16 protein-coding genes are annotated in these 15958 nt (G+C 62.6%); 7 read left to right on the top strand and 9 right to left on the bottom strand.

The window, feature by feature from the left end; all coding sequences use genetic code 11:
• The first annotated feature begins 128 nt into the window (after positions 1–128).
• Positions 129–737: a 50S ribosomal protein L25/general stress protein Ctc gene (locus GJB56_RS14115; protein WP_020908579.1), complete on the top strand. Its 609-nt coding sequence runs from the start codon at positions 129–131 to the stop codon at positions 735–737.
• 105 nt (positions 738–842) lie between these two features.
• Complete coding sequence (gene pth / locus GJB56_RS14120) at positions 843–1415, top strand: aminoacyl-tRNA hydrolase (RefSeq protein ID WP_003946229.1); 573 nt, start codon at positions 843–845, stop codon at positions 1413–1415.
• A gap of 3 nt (positions 1416–1418) precedes the next feature.
• On the opposite strand, the gene GJB56_RS14125 is transcribed toward pth, so the two are convergent.
• On the bottom strand, positions 1419–3053 hold the full coding sequence (locus GJB56_RS14125) for a fatty acyl-AMP ligase (RefSeq protein WP_113683204.1): 1635 nt from the start codon (positions 3051–3053) through the stop codon (positions 1419–1421).
• A gap of 353 nt (positions 3054–3406) precedes the next feature.
• On the opposite strand from GJB56_RS14125, the gene GJB56_RS14130 reads away from it, so the two are divergent.
• A complete protein-coding gene (locus tag GJB56_RS14130) occupies positions 3407–5011 on the top strand; it encodes a peptide chain release factor 3 (protein ID WP_135000451.1) in 1605 nt (534 codons plus the stop codon).
• Complete coding sequence (gene pnuC, locus GJB56_RS14135) at positions 5011–5661, top strand: nicotinamide riboside transporter PnuC (protein ID WP_019744670.1); 651 nt, start codon at positions 5011–5013, stop codon at positions 5659–5661. The genes GJB56_RS14130 and pnuC overlap by 1 nt, the downstream gene beginning before the upstream one ends.
• A 93-nt stretch (positions 5662–5754) precedes the next feature.
• On the opposite strand, the gene GJB56_RS32080 is transcribed toward pnuC, so the two are convergent.
• Positions 5755–5946 (bottom strand): hypothetical protein, encoded by a 192-nt coding sequence (locus GJB56_RS32080; RefSeq protein WP_306490524.1) that lies wholly within the window; start codon positions 5944–5946, stop codon positions 5755–5757.
• A gap of 55 nt (positions 5947–6001) precedes the next feature.
• On the opposite strand from GJB56_RS32080, the gene GJB56_RS32085 reads away from it, so the two are divergent.
• Complete coding sequence (locus GJB56_RS32085; protein ID WP_283301934.1) at positions 6002–6310, top strand: hypothetical protein; 309 nt, start codon at positions 6002–6004, stop codon at positions 6308–6310.
• Positions 6311–6325: 15 nt separating this feature from the next.
• On the opposite strand, the gene GJB56_RS14145 is transcribed toward GJB56_RS32085, so the two are convergent.
• From GJB56_RS14145 to GJB56_RS14175, 7 genes are all read right to left on the bottom strand, one after another.
• Positions 6326–7000: a pyridoxine/pyridoxamine 5'-phosphate oxidase gene (locus GJB56_RS14145; RefSeq protein WP_060939776.1), complete on the bottom strand. Its 675-nt coding sequence runs from the start codon at positions 6998–7000 to the stop codon at positions 6326–6328.
• Positions 7001–7025: 25 nt separating this feature from the next.
• Positions 7026–7526 (bottom strand): nuclear transport factor 2 family protein, encoded by a 501-nt coding sequence (locus GJB56_RS14150; protein ID WP_020970307.1) that lies wholly within the window; start codon positions 7524–7526, stop codon positions 7026–7028.
• Positions 7527–7623: 97 nt separating this feature from the next.
• Positions 7624–8265, bottom strand: a complete 642-nt coding sequence (locus GJB56_RS14155; RefSeq protein ID WP_019744674.1) for a TetR/AcrR family transcriptional regulator — start codon at positions 8263–8265, stop codon at positions 7624–7626.
• Between the two features lie 21 nt (positions 8266–8286).
• A complete protein-coding gene (locus tag GJB56_RS14160; RefSeq protein ID WP_069146389.1) occupies positions 8287–10023 on the bottom strand; it encodes an ABC transporter ATP-binding protein in 1737 nt (578 codons plus the stop codon).
• Positions 10020–11885: an ABC transporter ATP-binding protein gene (locus GJB56_RS14165; protein ID WP_230091195.1), complete on the bottom strand. Its 1866-nt coding sequence runs from the start codon at positions 11883–11885 to the stop codon at positions 10020–10022. Before GJB56_RS14165 ends, GJB56_RS14160 begins: the two co-directional genes overlap by 4 nt.
• Positions 11882–12751 (bottom strand): ABC transporter substrate-binding protein, encoded by an 870-nt coding sequence (locus GJB56_RS14170; protein ID WP_230091196.1) that lies wholly within the window; start codon positions 12749–12751, stop codon positions 11882–11884. Before GJB56_RS14170 ends, GJB56_RS14165 begins: the two co-directional genes overlap by 4 nt.
• Positions 12752–12806: 55 nt before the next feature.
• Positions 12807–14189: an MFS transporter gene (locus GJB56_RS14175; RefSeq protein ID WP_113683337.1), complete on the bottom strand. Its 1383-nt coding sequence runs from the start codon at positions 14187–14189 to the stop codon at positions 12807–12809.
• Positions 14190–14273: 84 nt separating this feature from the next.
• Between GJB56_RS14175 and GJB56_RS14180 the strand changes: the two genes are divergently transcribed.
• A complete protein-coding gene (locus GJB56_RS14180; RefSeq protein ID WP_047890214.1) occupies positions 14274–14912 on the top strand; it encodes a TetR/AcrR family transcriptional regulator in 639 nt (212 codons plus the stop codon).
• A 71-nt stretch (positions 14913–14983) separates the two neighbouring features.
• Positions 14984–15958, top strand: a complete 975-nt coding sequence (locus GJB56_RS14185; RefSeq protein WP_113683206.1) for an ABC transporter substrate-binding protein — start codon at positions 14984–14986, stop codon at positions 15956–15958.

The following is a 15958-nucleotide window of genomic DNA, read 5'->3' on the forward strand; positions in this document are numbered from 1 at the left end:
GACGCGGCTACGGCTCAGCTCGAGCGTTTCGCTCCTGGCCGTGTGCGCGCCTGTCCGCCTTGCCGCAGGCAAAACCACACGTCAGTAAACCGAGCACGAACCCCGTGAGTTGTAGGAGCCGTTTCATCATGTCTGAAGAAAACAACCTCGTCGCCGTCGTCCGCACCGAATTCGGCAAGGGCGCAGCTCGCCGCGCACGTCGCGACGGCCAGGTCCCCACGGTTCTGTACGGCCACGGCGAAGATCCCCGCCACCTCAACGTGCCGGCTCGCGACTTCGCTCGCATCCTCCGCGCACAGGGCACCAACGCCATCCTCACCCTCGACATCGAGGGCACGGAGCAGGTTGCACTGACCAAGTCGGTCGTCGTGCACCCCATCCGCAGCTACATCGAGCACGCTGACCTCCTCGTCATCAAGAAGGGCGAGAAGGTCACCATCGACGTTCACGTCGTAGTCGTCGGTGACGCTGCTGCAGGCACCATGGTCGCGCAGGATGCATCGACCATCTCCATCGAGGCAGACGCCCTCCACATCCCCGAGCAGATCGAGGTCTCGGTCGAGGGCCTCGAAATCGGCACCCAGATCCTGGCAAGCCAGCTCGAACTGCCCGCCGGCTCCGTCCTGCAGGCTGACGCCGACACCCTGATCGTCAACGTCGTTGCTGCACCGACCGAGGCTGACCTCGAAGAGGGCGCAGAAGCTCCCGCCGCCGACGAGGCTGCAGAAGAGGCCTGATCCTCTCGGTTCCAACAGAACTCACTGCGCGCGGCGCGTCATTCCGATTCGGAGTGACGCGCCGTTCGTGCGTAGCAGGAAAAACAAGCCAGAAAGTAGCGTCCGTTGAGCACAGATACCGCCCTCGTCATCGGCCTGGGTAATCCCGGCCCGCAGTACGAGAAGACCCGGCACAACGTCGGCTTCATGGTCGCCGGCACCCTTGCCGGGCGCATGGGCGGAAAGTTCAACGTACACAAGAAGAGTGGCGCCGAAATCGTCGAAGGTCGCCTCGCCGGACGACGCGTGATTCTCGGAAAACCACGCTCGTACATGAATCTCTCGGGTGGCGCGGTCGCCGGTCTCGCGCGATTCTTCTCGGTCGATGCCGCGAACATCATCGTCGTCCACGACGAACTGGATCTCGATTTCGGGACCATCAGACTCAAACTCGGCGGCGGCGAAGGCGGACACAACGGTCTGCGGTCCATTTCGAGTTCGTTGACCACCAAGGACTACCTGCGCACGCGCGTCGGGATCGGTCGCCCGCCGGGCCGCATGGACCCGGCGGACTACGTTCTCAAGCCGTTCTCGTCCACGGAGCGAAAAGAACTCGATCTCGTGTGCGAAGAAGCTGCGGATGCAGTCGAGCTACTGCTCGAACTCGGGCTCGAAGCCGCACAGAACCGCTTGCACTGACAGTCAGTTACCCAGCAGGGCAGCCGAATTGGCGCGGCGGAGCTTTCCCGACGACGTCTTCGGAATACTGCCGGGGCCCAGAACCGCAACGGCGCGAGGCCGGACACCGACGTCGGCAACCACGGCGTGGACCACTTCGCGCTCGATGCGCTTGACCTCTTCCGGATCTTCGAAAGCGTTGGTCTCGACGGCGACCGCAAAGCTCTCACGCTTCTGGCCGGCATCGAGACGGATTGCGACGGCATTTCCCGGGCGCACACCGGCAACGCTTCCGGCCGCCCGTTCGATGTCTGTGGGGTACACGTTCCGGCCGCCCATGATGATGACGTCCTTGACTCGCCCGCACACCACGACCAGTCCTTCTTCGGTGAAGTACCCGACGTCACCGGTGTCGAGCCAACCGTCGGAGTCCTGCGCCGGCTTGTGACCTTCCACCGTGACGTAACCAGGGGTCACTGCCTTGCCGCGAACCTCGATGATTCCGACGCCGCGGGCCGGAAGCACCTGGCCGTCGCGGTCGACGATGCGTCCCTCGAGGTCAGGCACCATCTTTCCGAGTGTGGCGAGGGCACGAGCGTTGGGGCGATTGGACGGCACCGCCCGAGACATCGACTCGAGGAAGTCGGGATCGACGTAGTCGAGGATCTGACCTTGATCGGGATCCGGAATCGACACGGCGAGCGTGGTTTCCGCCATTCCGTACACGGGAGCGAGCGCGGTCGGGTTCAAACCGAAACGCGCACCGGCCTCGGCGAGGGCATCCATCGTGTCGGGATCCACCGGTTCGGCGCCGTTCCACATGTATCGGACGCTGGACAGGTCGACTGCCCCGTCTTCTGCCTGTGCGAGTCGACGAGCCAAGAGCGAATACGCGAAGTTCGGTGCGGCGGTGACAGTTCCGCCGTACTTGCCCATGAGTTCCGCCCACAGCACCGGGGTGCGCAGGAAATCCATCGGCGTGATGCTGATGACCTCGGCGCCCACCTGCATCGGAACCGTGAGGAAGCCGACCATGCCCATGTCGTGGAAGAGCGGAAGCCAGCTCACCATCACGTCGTCCTCGATGGAGAACTTGATGCGGTTGATCATCGCGTACGCATTTGTGTAGAAGTTCTCGTGCGTGATCTGCACGGCCTTGGGCGAACCGGTGGAACCTGACGTCAACTGTTGGAGTGCGATATCCGATTCGGCCGTCTCCACGGGATCGATCGACGTTCCGCCACGAAGCTCGTCCACCGTCACGACGGTGATGCCACGCTCTTCGAGGAGCGGCTTGGCCGCGTCGAATGGTGCACCCAGAATGACGGCTTTTGCGGAGATCATGTCGATCACCGTCTCGGTGTCCTGAGCCCAGATGCCCAGATCCGTTCGGGGGGTCGGCTGATGCAGCATCGTCACCGACGCACCGCGCATCCACGTCGCCTGGCAGGCAGGCGCGATGTCGACGGGCTGTCCGGCGAGAATGCCGATCGCGACGCCGCGATCGATGCCGACCTCGGCCAGGCCACCGGCCATGCGCCGAGCTTCCTGGTGGATGTCGCCCCAGGTCTGACGGAAAGCGTTGTCGGGCTCTCCCGTCACCAGGCCGCGGTCGGTGACTGCGGCGGTCGCGTACATCTCTTCGGTGAACTTGCTCAACGCAACTCCTCGGTCAGTGTCACTCTTCGATTCAGTGCAACTCTTCGCAGGACACAAATGGCTGTGTGTTCGAACACACACATACATTGATAATCAGCGATCGTTCGCCGAGTGTTACGCCGCAGTGGCTACTGCCTCGTGGTCTGCGAGTATCCTTTCTCTGTTGTGCTGCCGCACTCTCCACCTGTCCGCGCACCGGCACGTCGCCGGCACCGACGCCCACTTCGAGAGGTTCTTCGTTGACTACCCCGTCCGACTCGACCGTCCCTTCCGACTCGACTGTCCAGTCCGACACCGAAGGCCCCGATTCAACCGAGAGCGGGTCGGTCGCGGTCACGACGACGACCAAGGGCTTGTCCGCCGAGGCGGAGCGTCGCCGCACCTTCGCCGTCATCTCGCATCCTGACGCCGGTAAGTCGACACTCACCGAAGCGCTGGCACTGCACGCGAAGAAGATCTCCGAGGCAGGTGCCGTCCACGGCAAGGCCGGCCGCAAGTCGACGGTCTCGGACTGGATGGAGATGGAGAAGGCCCGCGGCATTTCCGTCAGTTCCACCGCACTGCAGTTCAACTACCACTCGTCCGAGACCCCGGACGAGCAGATCAACGTCATCAACCTCGTCGACACCCCCGGTCACTCCGACTTCTCCGAGGACACGTACCGCGTCCTGACCGCCGTCGACGCAGCCGTCATGCTCATCGACGCTGCCAAGGGCCTCGAACCGCAGACGCTCAAGTTGTTCCAGGTGTGCCGTCACCGCGGCATTCCGGTCATCACGGTCATCAACAAGTGGGACCGTCCCGGCCAGACTCCTCTCGAACTGCTCGACGAGATCAGCGAACGCATCGGCCTCACGCCCACTCCCCTGTACTGGCCCGTCGGCATCGCCGGCGACTTCCGAGGACTGTTGCGGCGCGGCGAAGACGGTGAGGCTCGCGAGTACGTCCGCTTCACCCGTACCGCAGGCGGCGCGAAGATCGCCCCCGAAGAGGTCATGGACGCCGACGCGGCGCTCGCCAAGGAAGGCTCCGAGTGGGAGACCGCGGCCGAGGAGAGTGAACTGCTCTCCGCTACCGGCCAGGACCACGATCAGGAGATGTTCCTCGCCGGTCAGACGTCCCCGGTGATCTTCGCGTCCGCGATGCTCAACTTCGGTGTCCGCCAGATCCTCGACACTCTCGTCGAATTGGCGCCGCCGCCGCGGGGCCGCGAAGACCTCAGCGGCAAGCCGCGCGAGGTCACCGATCCGTTCAGTGCGGTCGTCTTCAAGGTGCAGGCCGGTATGGACACCGCGCACCGTGACCGTCTGGCGTTCATGCGCATCGTCTCCGGCGTGTTCGAGCGCGGCATGGTTGTCACACATGCTCAAACCGGCAAGCCCTTCACGACCAAGTACGCGCAGACGGTATTCGGCCGTGAACGTTCCACCGTCGAATCCGCGTTCCCCGGCGACGTCGTCGGCCTCGTCAACGCCACCGCACTCGCACCCGGCCACACGCTGTACACCGAGAAGAAGGTTGAGTTCCCGCCGATCCCGTCGTTCGCGCCGGAACACTTCTCGATCCTGCGCGCCGAAAGCGCCGGCAAGTACAAGCAGTTCCGCCGTGCAGTCGATCAACTCGATTCCGAGGGCGTCGTCCAGATTCTCCGCAACGACATCCGCGGCGACGCCTCCCCCGTCATGGCTGCTGTCGGCCCGATGCAGTTCGAGGTCGTCGCAGCGCGCATGAAGGCCGAGTTCAACGTCGAGGCCAAGATGGAACCACTCGGCTACGCATTGGCCCGCCGTACCGACGCCGCGTCCGAGGTCGAACTGAACCGTCAGCGCGGTGTGGAGGTCTTCACCCGATCCGACGGTGTCCTGCTCGCCCTTGTCAGTGACAAGTGGCGCCTGCAGTACATCCAGAAGGAACTCCCGGATCTGACGCTCGAACCCCTCGTCGCTGCTGCGGACTGATGAGCCTGATCGAGGCGCTGTTCGACGCTGAACTGCACATCGGCAGCGCCACGATTCTCTGGCGAGAGATCATCGGAAACGCGTTCGGAATAGGCTCCGCGATCGCGGGCGCGCGACGCTCGGTATGGGCGTGGCCTGTCGGTATAGCCGGAAATGCCTTGTTGTTCACGGTCTTCATGGGCGCACTTTTCCACACGCCGCAAGAGCTCAATCTCTACGGCCAGGCCGGCCGTCAGTTGTTGTTCATCACCGTCAGCGTCTACGGGTGGACCCAGTGGCGACGTGGGGCACGTGACTCCGGTCGCGCAGTCCTGCCCCACTGGGCGACAACTCGCGAGCGAGTCGCCATGATCGCCGTCATGGCAAGCGGCACAATCGCTTTCGCCTGGATATTCGACCTTCTCGGCTCGTACGGAGCGTGGGCGGAGGCCTGGATCTTCACCGGCTCGATCCTCGCGACGTACGGGATGGCACGCGGCTGGACCGAGTTCTGGCTCATCTGGATCGGCGTCGACGCTGTCGGCGTTCCCCTTCTATTCCGGGCCGGGTACTACCCGTCGGCAATCCTCTATCTGGTCTACGCATTCTTCGTATTGTGGGGCTTTGCGATGTGGCTACGTATTCAGCGCCGGACTCCACAAGGGGTATGACCGTAAACGAACTCCTGGTATGTTTGCGTCGATTAAGCAAACCAGCGGTCTGTTTACGGGCATCAGGAGCGAAACAATGGAAGACAAGAATTCTCACGGAATAACGGGCGCCAACGGTTCCGGCAACGGATCGAGAGCCAGTAGTTCCGCGAGTAATGGTTCTGCGAGCAACCTTTCCACGGGTAACGGTTCTGCGAGCAACCTTTCCACGAGCAACGGTTCCAGCAGTGCCACCGCCACAGCGGATTTTCTGTCGACCGCACCCAAGCAATCGGATGCATTCACGTTTCCGCTTCCTGCCCGAACCACGGCCGCACACAGCAGCGGAGAGGACCTTTCAGTGCCAGCTTCAACACGCGAATCATCGAGGACACTCGAGACTCGGAGTCGCACCGTCGTACGGCGCGACGCGATGGGCGTAGCCGCCGTTCGAGTGGCCGGTCGACTCACCCACACCGAACTCATCGCGAATCAGGCCTCACCCTCGAGCACGCATTCCTCCGATCCCACGATGGATCTGGACGAGTTGCTCACGATGCTCGGCAGCTACCTGTTGTCCTCGGGGTTCGAACATCCCGAAATCCACGCCAAGCTCGGTGGACAGTCGATCGTCGTCAACCTCGTGTCGCCGGAGATCAGCGCCAGCTGAGCTCGACCCAGCTGTTCAGGGCCACAGCACTGCTCGTGTCCATGCTCGGTCCGAGCCGCGCCGGTACAACCATCGCTGATGCCGACGCCCGGAGTCTGCCTGCCAGAACTCGACAGACTCCGGCTCGAGGCACCACGCACGCCAGTCCTCCGACACGAACCCTGGGTCGTCACTGATTCTTGCTTCCGCAGCCGCCACCGAGGCGTCGTACGCCCCTAAGTCTTCGAGCACCTCGCTCTGCTTACTTGCGGTCGCCACCGCTCTCGCAGTGACGGAGCGTTCGACGAAGTCTCGGCTTCGAAGTGCGTCGTCGCCCTCGCGAACCAACCCGCGGATCCGGACCTGCTGGCCCGTCTCACGCCAGTAGAAGGCGAGCGATGCTCGCGGATTTTCTTTCAGCTCAATGCCTTTCGGCGAAGCAGCTGAACCCGAAAACCAGAACCCACCCTCGGTCACGTCCTTGAGGATGAGGAAGCGGGAATCGGGCATACCGTCACTGTCGACGGTCGCGAGCGCACATACGTGTGGCTCGACGACGCCGAAGGCCACGGCCGCACGGAGCCAGTCGAGGAACAGCTCTCCCGGCTTTTCCGGAAAATGTTCAGGCGCGGGCGGCGGAGTTCCGGTCAGTGCGGGGATACCGCGAATCCACGTCCGTACGTCAGGCAGCGAAAAATCTGCATCAACCATGAGCCGACTCTAATCGCGGGCGGCCTCAGGAGACGTTGCGAACTACCGAGTCGCCGAACGACGGTTGCTGCAGCAGCGCCCACTTGTTGGACGTCAATCGGAAACTCGGCATGTCGGCGAGCGCCACCACCGATTCCCAGGTCCGCTCGTAGCTCGTGTGGGAGATTCGCCATTCACCGTCGCTGCAGCGGGTGTATCTGTCGTGATAGAAGGCCGATCCGCGAAGAAGCATGCCGTCTTCGGGGATCACCACAGTGTCCGCGAGGCACCAGATCCCGGTTGCGGTGTCTCCGTCGACGTCGATCTCGGGTTGCCCGCACTGATGTTCAGTGATGACGTGTGATCCGAGGGTGTTCTCGAGGAAGGAGACGAACGAATCTCGGGAATCGAAACTGAGTTGTTCTCCGTAGATCGCGGTGGCGTCGACGGTCAGAGTGTCGGCGAATTCGACCCACGATTTGGTGTCCAAGGCGCGTGCGTATCGGTACTTGAGTCTTTGGATGAGAACAATCGCTTCGAGATCCATGATCCCCGCCTCCCGGTGCAGCAACCACCCGTCCTATGTGTGCACATTAGCCTGTATCACGCCGAAACGGGCATTACTCTCAAAGCTAGTAGAAATGTCAGCCGATAACACGCTTTTCCAGGCCGTCGAGCATGATCGTGATCTTCTCGTCCAACCAACCTCGCCCGTGCCACGTTGATTCGTCGCCGATCCCCTCGACCAACGACTCCGACGCATTCCAACTCTCCTGATACGCCTGGCGCGCAGAACGCGAATCCGCGGAGCTCACGGTCTTGTCCATCGCCGCCATCATTGCGAACTGCGTCATGGTCACCTCGGAGATGAAGTCCACGGCCAGGACCGCGTCATGTGGTGTGAAACCCTGCGCAGTCAACGAACCGACCAGTTTCTCCACGATCTCGATTATCGCCGGTGGCGTGCCCGGAACTGCGAGACCGACCTGGGCTAGACCTGGATAGCGCTCGAACGAGGACCACAGAACGTCGCACAAATCCGTCAGAAACTCACGCCACGGACGATCCGTGTCCGGCCATACAGTCTGACGCACAACGTGATCCGCACAAGCCCGCAGCAGCGCTTCACGGTCCGCGAAGTAGCGATAAAGTGCAGAATGGCTGACGCCCAGTCGTTTTGCCACACTCGGCATGGTCAATTCACTCAGATCACCAGCCAGGGCGGCCTCGACGATGTCCACTGTCGACAACGTCGGCGGCCGCCCCGTCTTCTTTCCGGTTTGCATTCTGCTCAGCCTGCCACCTGCTCAGCCCGCTACCAACCGCCATCCCGACGCACGGTGGCGCTGGTTCCAGAACGCGGCGTAGTTCCCACCGGCTGCGAGCAGAACTTCGTGGGTTCCCACTTCGACGATCGATCCGTCGTCACCGAGCACGATGATCTGGTCTGCGGCCACGACGGTAGACAGTTTGTGAGCGATCACGAGCAGTGTGCTTTCACTGGCGAGTTCCTGCATCGCACGCTGTACATGGGCCTCGTTCTCGGGATCGAGCGCGGCCGTCGCCTCGTCGAGCAGAACGATAGGCGCGCGTTTGAGGAGTGCGCGCGCGATGGAGACCCGCTGCCGCTCTCCACCGGACAGTGCCGTCCCGCCCTCACCGACGCGGGTGTCCCAACCCCGCGGAAGTCGCTCGACGATTTCCGCGACGCCCGCGATCCGAGCCACGTCGAAGACCTCATCGTCCGTGGCTTCGGGGCGACCGAGGCGGATGTTCGCGATCAACGTGTCGTCGAAGAGGTACACGTCCTGGAAAACCAAGGACAACTGCGACATCAGATCGGCACTCGTGAGGTCCCGCACATCGACGCCGCCGACACGTACCACCCCCGAGTCGACGTCGTAGAAGCGCGAGATCAGCCGAGTGACGGTGGTTTTGCCAGACCCTGACGGACCGACCAACGCCGTCAGCGACTTCCGCGGCACCTCGAAGGAGATGTCCCGCAGCACCTGCCCACCGTCCGCGTAGCCGAAGTCGACGGCGTCGAACTGCACGGCCGTCTCCCCCGTCGGCTGCCCGCTGGTATCGGGTTCTACCAATGGTTCCACTTCGAGGATCTCGGACATCCGACGGATTTCGTTGCGTGCCATTCTGATTGCACCGCCGAACTCGCCGATCTCACCCAGCGGCTGGATGAACCGTGCGGTCAGGCCGAGTAGCGCGATCAACGTGACAGGGTCGATGTCGCCGCCGAGCGCGAGGAATGCACCCAGGATGATCACTGCAGAGAAGACGAATTGCAGGGCGATCCCGTTGACCACGGACCCGATCACCACGAACCACAGTTGTGAACGACCCGCAGTGTGTTGCGCTTCGATCGCGTCGTCGAGCGGTTCGTACACCCCGTGTGTGCGTCCGAAAGCACGCAGGACCGGTTGGCAACGAGCGTATTCGAGCACTCGATTGTTCGATTCGACGGCTGCGGCATGTGCCCGATCGTCGGCCTTGGCAGTCATCGTCGAGGCAAATCTTGCTGCCGCGAACAGAATCGGAACGCTGACCATCAGTGCCAACCCGAGCCGCCAGTCGAAGAACAGCATGCACACGACAATGGTTGCCGGGCTGGCAATTCCGGAGATGATCGGTGTCATCAGGTGCGCAGCCGCCCCCATCACCGAGATGGTGCCCTTGCTGGCAACCTGCGATACCTGGCCGAGTCGGCCGGCACCGAACCAGCCGAGCGGCAGAGTGACGAGATGATCTCCCAGGCGCAGATGCATAGTCCTCAGCAGCGTGAGGGCCGACTCGAATCCCTTCATCGCCTGCAGGTAATGCGCAATCGAACTGATCACGGCGCACACGGCCATTGCGGCGAGCCACCGAAGGAAACTGCCCCAGTCCTGATCGAACAGTGCCTGCACCGCCGGGACCAGTAGCGCCACTGCCAAACCTTGCATCACGCCGTACAACACTGCCCACACCAAGAACTCGCGATAGCGGCCCTGATTCTGCGGGCCGAGTATCCGGAAGAGGTCGCGAATCATGAGTTGGCCTTTCCTGCTGCGTCAGACGTACCAGCGATGCTGTCGGCCCGACTGTGACTCGCCCACATCCGGGCATAGGTTGAACCACTCGCCACAAGCTGATCGTGTGTGCCCTTCTCCACGATCCGTCCGGCGTCGAGAACCACGATCTGATCGGCGCTCACGATCGAAGCCAACCGGTGCGCGATCACCAGCACGGTGCGCCCCACCGTCAAGCGCGACAACGCCTCCTGGATATCGGCTTCGGACTCCGGATCGGCGAAAGCGGTTGCTTCGTCGAGCACGAGAACAGGAGTGTCCGCGAGAATCGCACGCGCAATGGAGACCCTTTGGGCTTCACCACCCGAGAATCTGGCGTCGACCCCGACCACGGAGTCGTAGCCTCTCGGGAGCGCTTCGATTCGGTTGTCGATCTGCGCGGCTGCGGCAGCGGCCTTCACCTCGGCCGAAGTCGCCTGCGGTCGGGCAAGCCGAATGTTGTCGAGCACGGTCGCTTCGACCAGCTGCACGTCCTGCAGAACGAATCCGACGTGGCGGTACAGCTCGTCGGTCGCCACGTCCCTGACGTCGGCACCACCGATGGCCACGGATCCGGCACGCACGTCGTGGAACCTCGGAACCAGCGTTGCCAGCGTCGACTTACCCGAACCCGAAGGTCCGACCAACGCCGTCACCGTGCCCTCCGGCAGCGTCAGATCGATGTCGGTCAGAACGTCGGCGCCGTCGTCGTAGGCGAAAGAAACTCCGGAGAATCGAACTTCATTCCCCGCGGGACTTTTCGGATGATCGGTTTCCGGCAGCGCCTCGGTCGAGAACAGCGCAATCAGTCGCGCCGCAGCGGCGGCTGCCTCTCGGCGAGCCTGCATACCGAAACCGATGGTCGTCACCGACACCGGAATCACCATCGCGACAAGAGAACTGGTCAGCACATCGATGGGTGACACCCATCCGGAGTGGACGAACCACGAGCCGAGGCCAAGGTTGACCACCAGCACTACCGGTGCGCTCAATGCAATCGAGGCCAGCGCCTCGGTCCGGAGCATCGGGCGAACCCAGCCCTCGTACGAGAGTGCAAATGCCTTGGCGGCGTCGCGGTACCGGGAGTGTGACTGCTTGTCCTGACCGAAGGTCTTGACCACTGCGATACCGGTGACGAACTCGACGATGGTGTTGCTGATGGCCGCGATGCCCTCATTCATCCGGCTCATCTTGACGGCCATGTCCTTGGTCATCATCGCGTAGGCGATCATGTAGATCGGGAGCGTGGCAATCGCGACCAATCCCAGACGCCAGTCGATCGAGATCACGTAGCCGAGTCCGACGAGCGGCACTGCGATGGCTCCGGTGGTCTCGACGGCGCTGTGCGCAACCAGGTAATGGAGATCGGAGATGTCGTTCTGCGCGGCTTTGCGCACGGTTCCGGACGAGTGGGAGGTGAACCAGCCCAAGGGAAGTCGACCGAGAGTCGCTGCGATTCGACGCCGCAGCACCGCCTGCAGATTCACATCGGCGAAGTGCGTCACGATCAACGCACCGCCTCCGAAGAACGCACGCATACCCAGACCGAAGACGACCACCCACACGATCGTCCAGACACGGGACGAGTCGACGTCACCGCCCACGATCAGCGTCTTACCCAGTTCGGCGATGGCCACGTACGGCACGATGGCGGCGACCGCGGCGATCACCTGCATCACCATCGCGATGGTGGTCCGCGTGCGCACTGGAGCAAGGAGTTCGCGAAGCGCGCTCTTGTGCTCCGCCGCTTCAGCTTTGGCTTGCGAGGCTTCGGCCGCCGCTCCTTGTGATACGTCGGCCTCTTCAGATGAAATGTCTGCTTTCGTGGCCTGTGTCGTCGTCATTTCGAGAACGCCTTCCATCGGGTAACTGCGTCGGCGTCGGATGCGATGCGTCCTTGGAGCTCCGCGCCGGTGAGTGTGCGATCGGCAAGTGCCTCGAGGTCTTCGAGGATCCAGTAGACCGCGAAGGGATAACTGCCGAACCAGAGTTCGCCGCTGACGTCTGCCGTGCGCCCGGCCTGCACCGCAGGGATCTCGTTGAACAACGGATTTGCGTGTACCAGTGCGCTGTCGTAGATGTTTCCCGAGGTCACGACCATCGCGTCCGCCGCGTGCTGCCCGACCTCCTCGCCCGACACCGAAGACGTGGCAACACCTGTGTTCGGTCCGATCTTCGCGTCGAGTTCGGCTTGTGGACGCCTGAAACCGGCTTCCTCGATGATCGAGGACATCGGCGACTGTGGGATGACGGTGTAGATGCCGCCGGAGAATCCCACCAGCACGGACAACGTCTGCGGTTGCGCCTCGACCGTTCCGGATACTTCGGCAAATTTGGTCTCGAGCCTCGACACGATTTCGCGAGCTTCGGACTCTCGACCCAGAGCAGTCGCCGCGGTATTCAGAACTTCGCGCCACGGCGCCGCATAGGCGAGCACCGTCGTCGGGGCAATCTCGTTGGCCTGAGCCGTGATCGACGTCAGCGACCCGACGTCACTGAGCAGGATTCTGTCAGGATCGACTGCTGCGATCTGTTCGACGTCGGGTGACTCGAAGAACGTCGGTTTGTCGATGACCTCTACGCCCTCGCTCTGCAAGATCTCCTTCGCCGCCTGTGATTGCAGGGTGGCAAAGACCGTATCGGGCTTGACCCCGAGCGTGAGCGCGTTGAGTGCTGCGAACTCGTCCAGTGCGCCCCACTGCTGCCGCATCCTTCTCTCCCCGCTTTAGTTACACACTGTCTCGATTAGGGGAGCCTACAATAACTCAGGCCGTTTGTGCAGCCCTCGTCACCGGAAGTGCAAACGCCGGCAGACACGCGACAACACTGATGACTGCGCCCATCACGAACGCCGCCCCGAACGAATCACCGGAAATACCGATCGCCAGGACTGCTGTGGTCACCGGCGCACCCACCGCCGATCCCACGGTCCTGATCACGCTGTTGACACCACTGGCCGCTGCCATCTCCGATGGCGGGACGATCGAAGCAACCAACAGAGCACAGACCGCGAACCCCACGCCGTTCCCCAACCCGACGAGGGAGAAGAACAGCACGATCGCAACCACCGAACTCGGCCAGATTGCAAGTCCGATCGCGCCCGTCGCCATGAGTGCCAGCGCTGTCACCGCCGGTACTCGCGGCCCGTATCGCCGCGCGAGAGCCGGCGTCAAACGCCCGCCGAGAAAGACGAGTACAGCGGCAGGCAAGAGCGCCAACCCGGTCTGCACGACAGTGAATCCGCTTCCGTACGTGGACGTGTCCGGCGCCTGGAGGATCCGCGGCAGGCAGAGGTAAAAGATGTACGGCACGAATCCGAACACCAGAGTGAGTGCGCTGGTGATCATCATCGGCTTGTCCCGAAAGACTCGCATGTCGCCAATCGGCGCGTCGTGGCGGGAATCGACGGCAATCAGTGTCGCGAACGAAACTAACGCGATCACAACCAGACCCCAGAATCCGAGCGACAGAACTCCCCAGTCGGAGGCTTTGGTGATCGCCAGGAGCAGGCTCACCAACCCGAACGCCAGTGCTCCGGCACCGGCCCAGTCCGTCGGCATACCCGGCCGGCGATGCGAACCCGGAACCACGGCCACCACCGCGACCAATGCGAGCACGATCAAGATCCCGGTGATCACGAACAACCACTGCCAACTGAGATACTCGAGAATGACACCGCCGATCACCAGTGCACTTCCGGCACCGATTCCCAAAGTCCCAGCGAGCCAACCTATCCCCGAAGACAACTCGGCGCCCACTACCGTTCTCCGCAGCACTGCCATCGCGAGCGGGAAGCTCGCCATACTCACTCCCTGGACGGCCCGAACGACGAGCAGCACCCCGATGTTCGGCGCTGCCGCGGCGGCGAATGTGGCGAGGGCAAAGATGATCAGAACGATCACCAGAACTCGCTTGTCGCCGAACCGGTCACCCATTGCCCCGACGATCGGAGCCATCACCGCGGCCGCCAACAGATAGGACGTAAGAATCCACCCGGTCACCGCCACGGACGTGTCGAAATGCTCACCCAACACCGGCAACGCCGGTACCAGCATGGTCTGCATGAGCGAGTAGACGAGTACCGCTCCAGCCAGGGCTGCGATCACCCGGCTCCCGGATCGCGTGGGCGCCTCTGCCAAGGTCGTCATCGACACCTTCCTCCAATCATGAATCGAATCGGAACGGAACACTCCGTTCCGATTGAGTAAACCACGCATTGCTAGCCTGTGGGAATGGCGAAAGAGAATGCGAGCCTCCCCGGACGCGCCCGAGAAGCCGCAGACAACGACGTCACCGTGCTGCGAGCAGCGCGCGAGATTTTTGCCGAACAGGGTTGGAATGCACCGGTATCGGCGATTGCCGCACGGGCCGGAGTGGGCGTCGGCAGCATCTATCGCCGATACCGAGGCAAGGAGGAACTGGCGCAATCCCTGCGCGTCTGGGCGATCGATCACCTCGCCACCCTTGCCCGAGAGTGCGTGAGCACCGCGAAAACCGATGAAGCCGTATTGAAGACGTTCTTCTCGCGATATCTCACCGAATCGGTGGGACCGCTCATTCCGGTCCTCGGCGGCAGGTTGCCTGAACACGCCGAAGTCACTCGTGCCGCCGAAGAATTGGAGGCCGCCTTGCAATCCATGGTCGACGTCTGCGTCGACGCTCGCGAAGTCCCGCCCGGCTTCACTGCTGCAGACGTCATGCTCATGACAGTGCATCTGCGGCCGACTCTGCCGATCGAGGGCGATCGAGCCACCGAAATACACACGCGTTATCTCGATTTCATGCTCGACGGACTTCGTGGCGGAACACCTCAACCGTCGATCACTCCCCCATCCTGGAGCGAATGGCTTCAGATGTGGCAGGGCGCCTGACCCGGAGAACACCCGAACGAAACATCAGGTTAGGCTTACCTAGCTTAGTTCGCCATGTTCGGAAGGTTTTCATGAAACTCACCCGCCGGTTCGCCGGATTCGCCGCACTACCCGCCGTCGCCGCACTCCTGCTCACCGGTTGCGGAAGTAGCGACGCATCACCTTCTACCGAGACCAGGTCCGCCGACCAGTCCTGGAGTTACACAACGGGATACGGAAACACGATCACCCTCGATCACGCCCCGGAGCGGATCGTCGTCGACGCGTATTCCGCTGCTGCGCTGTGGGACTACGGTATTCGGCCGGTCGGCATCTTCGGTTACGGCGTCGGCAATCCCGACGTCACCGATCATGCCGACGAGTCGACCATGACGGTCGTCGGCCGTGAAGGCGAACTCAGCGCGGAAGCACTTGCGGCACTGGACCCCGACCTCGTCATCGGGTACGGCAACAGCGACGACCCGACGCGATGGACTTGGTGGGACGAGCCGATGGGCAACACCGTCAACAATGTTGCACCGTTTGTCGGCGTCAAGTTCTCCGGAGCCTCGACACCGGACGTGTTGAGCGAATACGCCTCACTCGCCGAAGCTCTCGGCGGGAACACCGGCGCAGCCGCAGCACGCGAGGGCAAGGAAGCATTCGAATCCGGTGCAGAGCGAATCCGAACTGCCGCGGCCAAGTTCGACGACATCGAAGTCCTCGCCCTGAACGGTGACAGCTCCGAGTTGTACGCAGGCACAACGGCGCTCGCCCAGTTCGGCTATCTGAAGGAACTCGGTGTGAAGTTCACCGGACCGGGAGGCGACAAAGGCTGGGCCGATCTAAGCTGGGAGCAGGTGCCGGATTACCCGGCGGACATCGTGTTCCAGTTCGCGAAGTCGGCAGAAGCATTCGCAGCATCACCCGTGTTCGTCAAGCTGCCCGCGGTGACCGCGAACCAGGTGATCGACTTCGACGACAAGCGTCCCAACACCTACGCCAATTACGGCGCCTGGTTCGAGCAGGTTGCACAACTACTCGACCAGGCCCGCAACGTCGCCTGA

Origin of the sequence: Rhodococcus sp. AQ5-07, from assembly GCF_009707305.1 — a bacterium.
Taxonomy (GTDB): Bacteria; Actinomycetota; Actinomycetes; order Mycobacteriales; family Mycobacteriaceae; genus Rhodococcus_F; species Rhodococcus_F erythropolis.

Coding starts and splice junctions, on each gene's coding strand:
- GJB56_RS14185 (WP_113683206.1), top strand. CDS start 14,984: ATGAAACTCACCCGCCGGTTCGCCGGATTCGCCGCACTACCCGCCGTC.
- GJB56_RS14175 (WP_113683337.1), bottom strand. CDS start 14,189: ATGACGACCTTGGCAGAGGCGCCCACGCGATCCGGGAGCCGGGTGATC.
- GJB56_RS14155 (WP_019744674.1), bottom strand. CDS start 8,265: ATGCAAACCGGAAAGAAGACGGGGCGGCCGCCGACGTTGTCGACAGTG.
- GJB56_RS14180 (WP_047890214.1), top strand. CDS start 14,274: ATGGCGAAAGAGAATGCGAGCCTCCCCGGACGCGCCCGAGAAGCCGCA.
- GJB56_RS14170 (WP_230091196.1), bottom strand. CDS start 12,751: ATGCGGCAGCAGTGGGGCGCACTGGACGAGTTCGCAGCACTCAACGCG.
- pnuC (WP_019744670.1), top strand. CDS start 5,011: ATGAGCCTGATCGAGGCGCTGTTCGACGCTGAACTGCACATCGGCAGC.
- GJB56_RS14160 (WP_069146389.1), bottom strand. CDS start 10,023: ATGATTCGCGACCTCTTCCGGATACTCGGCCCGCAGAATCAGGGCCGC.
- GJB56_RS14150 (WP_020970307.1), bottom strand. CDS start 7,526: ATGGATCTCGAAGCGATTGTTCTCATCCAAAGACTCAAGTACCGATAC.
- GJB56_RS14115 (WP_020908579.1), top strand. CDS start 129: ATGTCTGAAGAAAACAACCTCGTCGCCGTCGTCCGCACCGAATTCGGC.
- GJB56_RS14165 (WP_230091195.1), bottom strand. CDS start 11,885: ATGACGACGACACAGGCCACGAAAGCAGACATTTCATCTGAAGAGGCC.
- GJB56_RS14145 (WP_060939776.1), bottom strand. CDS start 7,000: ATGGTTGATGCAGATTTTTCGCTGCCTGACGTACGGACGTGGATTCGC.